Source organism: Treponema endosymbiont of Eucomonympha sp. (genome assembly GCF_001028545.1).
This window is the reverse complement of sequence record NZ_BBPW01000053.1, coordinates 1-5,745: the sequence shown is the minus strand read 5'-3', so window position 1 is coordinate 5,745 and position 5,745 is coordinate 1. Positions and strand designations below refer to the sequence as shown.

7 protein-coding genes are annotated in these 5,745 nt (G+C 56.3%); all 7 read right to left on the bottom strand.

What is annotated here, in order from left to right:
• Nucleotides 1-372: 372 nt before the first annotated feature.
• The 7 genes from AWU74_RS03635 to AWU74_RS03610 all read right to left on the bottom strand — a co-directional run bounded on the left by AWU74_RS03635 (nucleotide 373) and on the right by AWU74_RS03610 (nucleotide 5,677).
• Entirely contained in the window at nucleotides 373-1,137 is a 765-nt protein-coding gene (locus AWU74_RS03635; RefSeq protein WP_062327702.1) for a hypothetical protein, read from the bottom strand.
• Nucleotides 1,138-1,473: 336 nt separating this feature from the next.
• Nucleotides 1,474-1,710: a hypothetical protein gene (locus AWU74_RS03625; protein ID WP_062327696.1), complete on the bottom strand. Its 237-nt coding sequence runs from the start codon at nucleotides 1,708-1,710 to the stop codon at nucleotides 1,474-1,476.
• Between the two features lie 82 nt (nucleotides 1,711-1,792).
• A complete protein-coding gene (locus AWU74_RS11510) occupies nucleotides 1,793-1,960 on the bottom strand; it encodes a hypothetical protein (RefSeq protein WP_187150816.1) in 168 nt (55 codons plus the stop codon).
• 31 nt (nucleotides 1,961-1,991) lie between these two features.
• On the bottom strand, nucleotides 1,992-2,378 hold the full coding sequence (locus AWU74_RS03620; protein WP_062327694.1) for a hypothetical protein: 387 nt from the start codon (nucleotides 2,376-2,378) through the stop codon (nucleotides 1,992-1,994).
• Nucleotides 2,379-2,682: 304 nt separating this feature from the next.
• Nucleotides 2,683-2,853 (bottom strand): FeoB-associated Cys-rich membrane protein, encoded by a 171-nt coding sequence (locus AWU74_RS10185; protein WP_162504748.1) that lies wholly within the window; start codon nucleotides 2,851-2,853, stop codon nucleotides 2,683-2,685.
• Between the two features lie 307 nt (nucleotides 2,854-3,160).
• Nucleotides 3,161-5,449 carry a ferrous iron transport protein B gene (gene feoB, locus AWU74_RS03615; RefSeq protein ID WP_062327692.1) on the bottom strand — a complete coding sequence of 763 codons (2,289 nt, stop codon included), beginning with the start codon at nucleotides 5,447-5,449 and terminating at the stop codon, nucleotides 3,161-3,163.
• 6 nt (nucleotides 5,450-5,455) lie between these two features.
• The gene (locus AWU74_RS03610) at nucleotides 5,456-5,677 is read right to left on the bottom strand and encodes a FeoA family protein (protein WP_062327690.1); all 222 of its coding nucleotides are present in this window, start codon (nucleotides 5,675-5,677) and stop codon (nucleotides 5,456-5,458) included.
• Between the last annotated feature and the right edge of the window lie 68 nt (nucleotides 5,678-5,745).

Below are 5,745 nucleotides of genomic sequence, written 5' to 3'. Positions count from 1 at the left end.
GTCGCTCAACTATAAGCATCATAGCATACGCCGAATGCATATTGTACGCCGCTTTGCTGCCGGCGTTGTTTCGCCATTCCGGCGCACAGAGAAGCACTCTATCACATTCGCGTGTCCGGAGAAACGCTGCTCACTGGTTTGCGCAGCTTTCGCGCTCATGTTCCGAACCTTTGCGCACATGTTCGGAACTGTTTCCGTAGCTTCGGCGACTGTTGGCGTAGCTTGGTAGAACCTTGCCGTAGCTTGGTAGACTGTCGCCACAGCTTCGTCGGCGGAAAAGGCGTTTGACGGGTTTGCTTCGCAAACTCGCGGCAGAGAGACAAAGCCTGTTTGCCGCGCATAAGAGAAAAGCAGCGGGAGAAAAACCGACGTCTAGTACGGCACCCCGTTGTCGAAGTTGAAGGAACGAACGTCGCGCGCGTCTATAACCACGCTACTCATTCGGCTTGAAGTGTATGTATCCAAAACGGCAATGCCCGCGTTGCGCAAAATCGCTTCGGCTTTTTCTAATCTGCGCTCTGTGTCAAAGAGTATGCAGATCGACGGTGTGTCCCGCGCTTTCTGGTCTTTTGCAAGCTTTTTCAGGCTGCTTTCTTTAAGCTCCCACGCTTCGAAATTAAAATAATCTCTCGGCGGCGCATAAAACAGCGCCGACGTAACTTCGATTTTTATCCGCCCGCCTTTGTTAGGATAAAGATACGCGTAGTCCTGCGGACGGTAGCTCCTAAAGTGGAGCGGGGTATAGCTCTCTTTCCCGACGCCGATAAGCTGCACAGAATCAAACCATACCCGGCAATGCTGGAAGAGCGAGCTTGTCTTATAGCTTTCCGAACTGATTCCCGCCGAGCGCAGTCGCCGCTCCCAGATTTCCGCGTCGCTCTGCCACCATTCAAAAATCGTCGTCCGCCCTCCCAGCGGCAGCTCATAGGAATACCCGTCGCAGTCCCCGCTCGCCTTGTTGCCGTTGGTAAAGTAAAACGTATACTTCCCGTCGCGGTACTGGGCAAGGCTGGCTTTTCGCTCCGTGCCGCCCGCCGCCTCGCGCGACACGCTCGGCGCAAGCTCCTGCCGGCACGAAGCCAGCGTTCCTGCCAAAATGCCCAATGTCGTCGCCGCAAACACATTCAGTGCCTTCATCTTTTGCCTTCCCAGGGAACGCCGCGCGCGACGTTCCCGTCTAATCAAATTCATTCGCATACGGATATATTTCTTATTACGGAACTTACGGCGTATACAGAAAATATTTTTTTATTAAGATACATTTCGTCGCTGCTGAAACCGTTGCAGATATAGTACGCTACATTAATGTTGTACAGCTCCATATTTTCGTCTCCAAAAGATGCGCCGCGGCACACTGTATTCGCCATAAGCCGAGATGCCGTCACCGAACACAACCGCATATTGCCCATACATGCATCTCATTTTTTCTGCAAGGGCTATCATATTCGGGTGCGCCGAAAAACAGTCAAACCGTTAATAGCCGTTCCCGGTTTCCGTTATATTGGGACGCTTCTGTTTGCTGGCGTACACTTTTTTGTACGCTATGTATTCGTCGGTGCCTATAATTCGGAAACGGGCTTCAATCATAGAAGCGGCATATCTTCCCGATTCCGCCGTCCCGCGCGGCGCAAGAAAGCGCATATTCGGAATGCGCGCACGAGCCGAGAACAAGCGCGGAAACGCCGTGGCAAACAATTTCTGCGCGAACATGGGTCACCTCTCCCACCTATCATAGCAAACGCCCGCTGGCCTTGTCAAACCGTTTTCGGCTGTTTTTCGCCGGGAAGCGGGATTACCTCTGCGCCGAGTTTCCGGAAAGCCCGCCTCTATGCCGCGCTGTGCCCGCACCCGTACGGCATTTTCCTTTCCGGCGGTCCGCAAGCGCACCGAACACGGCTGCTGCCACGATGACCGCGGAAAGATTATCCTGCAAAAATGCGGCATATTCCTCTTCTACCATTTCAAGCAGCGTTCATTCATATATCCGCTCACTATTCCAGAAAACAGAGGCGTATATGCGTAACCTGCTTCAGGTTAAACTTTATATAGCAGTTCTCAAACAGATTAGACGTCATGTGACACTCCAGAATCGGTATATGCACCCGTTCCAATTCGTCCCTAAACTCAGCGGCTCTATAACGCAGATACATAGATGCCGTTACCACTTTGTCGGTACCGCAATCTTCGTTGCGATACTTCCCGAATATGGGAATATCAACCTCCCCGTTTGGTCCCCGTATATAGACAAACCAGCCCCACGCGCTCTGTCTCTGCGCGTCCCCCGTATGCTCGGACGCAGCACCGCTGATATTCGAGCAGGCTCCTAATGCCAGCACCGCAATGCCGATAACAGCGACGCGCTTCATAAAACCTTTCATATAAATCTTCTCCTCGTGTTTTTACATACAGGTATAAAAACCACCCGGCGAATTGTCAAGAGGGGTTTGCAGTTTTTGCCGCGAGGCTGCGGCGTTCGGCGGTAGCTGAACGCCAGGTGTTTTTCAAACCGTTCGGCAGTTCAGCGGACGAGGCATAAAAAAGCAGGGCTTTCGCCCTGTTTTTGTGCGTCTCAATGTAAAAAAGGCGCACACCTTGCGTTAATACGTCTTTTTAAAACTTATATGGTAAAAGATCATTCATAAGTTTGTGATGTGTGCGCCCCCTGTTTTTTATTCGTCCAATTTATTCGGGTTGCGTCCGGCTATCGCAGCCCGCCGCGCAGTGTCCGCACCCGCACGTCGTTTTCCCCTTCCGGCGGTTTATAATCAGCCGTGCGGCTACCGCGGCAAGCGCGCCGAACACGGCGGCTGCCACTATGACCGTGGAAAGATTCTCCTGCAAAAAATGCGTCATATTCTCCTCCTATTTATTAGCTTCTTCTAAGGTCTGATACCCCGTAGCTTGCTGCGGAAAACTGGGGGTGCGAGGGATTTGTTCCCCCGCATACGCAAAGATTTCAAAGAGAAATATTCAAAACCCCGCTGCTTGCAACGGGGTTTCTTTATTCCGATTAACGCTCATTCATAGCAAAGGCGTATATGCAAGGCATAGAGACTCTACCTTATGGGCGAAGACGTTGAGGGCAAAGCCCTTAATGCCGAGTTCCTTCAAGGAACTCGGACGTTCGGCTACTGCCGAACGCGTATACGCGCCCCGCTGTTTACCGTTTTTTCTGTAACGGACGGCTAGCCGCCGGTTTTCGCGCCAGCCCGAAGACCAGCGCGCCGAGCGTCAGAAAGCCGAACGCGGTACCGGCGGTAAAGCCCGCCCCCGCAAACAGCGACCCAAGCTGATACACGACCAGCGCAAGCGCGTAGCTGTAGGCGAACTGATAGGCGAGGGCAAACCACGTCCATTTCGCGCTGTTCATTTCCCGCCTGATAGCGCCGATTGCGGCAAAGCAGGGGGGGCAGTACAGGTTGAACGACAAAAAGGTGAACGCCGACAGCTTGGTGAAGCCGCCTGCGAAGGAAGTCCAGATTTCCTCGCCGTTTTCCGCCGCGTCCGCAAAACCGTAGAGCACTCCCATAGTGCCGACGACGTTTTCCTTTGCCACCAGCCCCGTAATGGTCGCCACCGCCGCGTCCCATGTGCCGAATCCGAGCGGCGCGAAAAGCCACGCGACGGCGTTCCCGACGGCGGCGAGGATGCTGCCGTTCATGTCCTCGACCATGCCGAAAGCGCCGCCGACAAAGCCGAAGCTCGACAGGAACCATACCGTCACCGCCGAAAACAGGATGATGCTGCCCGCCTTTTTGACGAACGACCAGCCGCGCTCCCACATAGAGCGCAGCACGTTGACGAGCGTCGGCAGGTGATAAGCGGGCAGTTCCATGACGAAGGGCGCGGGCTCTCCCGCAAACGGCGCGGTCTTCTTTAGAATGACGCCGGAAGCGACGACCGAAAAAATGCCCAGAAAATAGGTGCTGGGCGCGACCCACCACGCGCCGCCGAACAGTGCGCCGGAAACCAGTGCGATAATCGGCAGCTTCGCGCCGCAGGGCATAAATGTCGTGGTCATAACCGTCATGCGGCGGTCTTTTTCGTTCTCAATTGTCCGCGAAGCCATGATGCCGGGGACGCCGCAGCCCGTGCCGATGAGCATAGGGATAAAGCTCTTGCCCGAAAGCCCGAAGCGGCGGAACACGCGGTCGAGGATAAAGGCTATCCGCGCCATATAGCCGCAGGCTTCGAGCGCGGCGAGCAGAAAGAACAGCACCAGCATCTGCGGCACAAAGCCGATTACCGCGCCGACCCCCGCGATAATGCCGTCGAGGATAAGTCCGTTGAGCCAGTCCGCCGTTCCGGCGGCTTCCAGCCCGCCGCCGACGAGCGCCGGAATGCCGGGCACGTCTCTGCCGAAGAACGAAAACCCGTCGCCGAACAGCCCGTCGTTCGTCCAGTCGGTTACCCACGCGCCGACGGTGGTAACCGCGACGAAATATATGCAGAAGATAATAGCCGCGAAAATCGGCAGCGCGCAGATGCGGTTCGTTACGACGCGGTCGATTCTGTCCGACGCGCTCATCGTCGTTGAGCTGTGCCGCTTCAGCACCTTCGGCAGTATCCGCTCGATAAACTGGTAGCGCCCCTCGGTTATTGCGCTCTCCGCGTCGTCGCCGAGCTTCTGCTCCGCCGCCGCCAGTATCAGTTCTACGCCGGAGTGCCGCAAACCCCCGTGGTGATAATGCGCTACGCGGTCGCGGCGGTGAGCCAAATGGTCGTGAATCGGGTCGCGGGGGTCGTGATGATGATAGGCTAGGTGCTCGTGGAGCGGGTCGGGGTGTTCCCTATGAACGCCAAACAGGTGCTTTTCGGCAACCTTTTCGTCCCGCTCCAGCGTCTTGAGCGCATAGAAGCGCCGCAGCGGTTTCGGGACTCCGTCCATAAGCGGATCCAGCGCCAGTATCGCGCCTTCTATCACCGCGTTAAACTTCACCGCCGGAGTTGCGGTCTGTTTCGCGGCAGCCTGCTTCAGTGCAGCCTCCGCCGCTTCCGCGACGCCCGTGCCCTTGAGCGCCGAAATGCCCACGACGGGGCAGCCGAGCGCCTTTTGCAGCTCGCCCGCGTGTATGCTGTCGCCGGACTTCTCCACCGCGTCCATCATGTTGAGCGCGGCGACGACCGGAACGCCGAGCTCCAGAAGCTGCGTTGTCAGAAACAGGTTGCGCTCAAGGTTTGTGCCGTCAATTATGTTCAGGATGACGTCGGGGTTTTCTTCCAGTATATAGTTGCGGGAAATCACTTCTTCCAGCGAATACGGGGAAAGCGAATATATGCCCGGCAGGTCGACGACCGTCGCGTCCCGCTGCCCCTTGAGCCTGCCTTCTTTTTTTTCCACCGTTACGCCGGGCCAGTTGCCCACAAACTGGTTTGAGCCGGTGAGCGCGTTGAACAGCGTCGTCTTGCCCGCATTCGGGTTGCCCGCAAGGGCGATTTTGAGTGCCATATTCCCCTACTCGACTTCAATAATGTCGATATCCGCTTTCCGCAGGCTGAGCTCGTAGCCGCGGACCTTCACTTCTATCGGGTCGCCGAGCGGGGCGACTTTCCGCACCAGAATCTCCGCGCCTTTTGTTATGCCCATATCCATAATCCGGCGCCTCAGCGCCCCTTCCCCGTGCAGCTTCGCCACCCGTGCCGTCTGTCCGGGCTGCACGTCCTGCAGTGTCCGCATATACGCCCCCTTATGCCGCCGCCTATACCTGTATTTTGCTCGCCATTTCGCGGCTTATGGCGACGCGC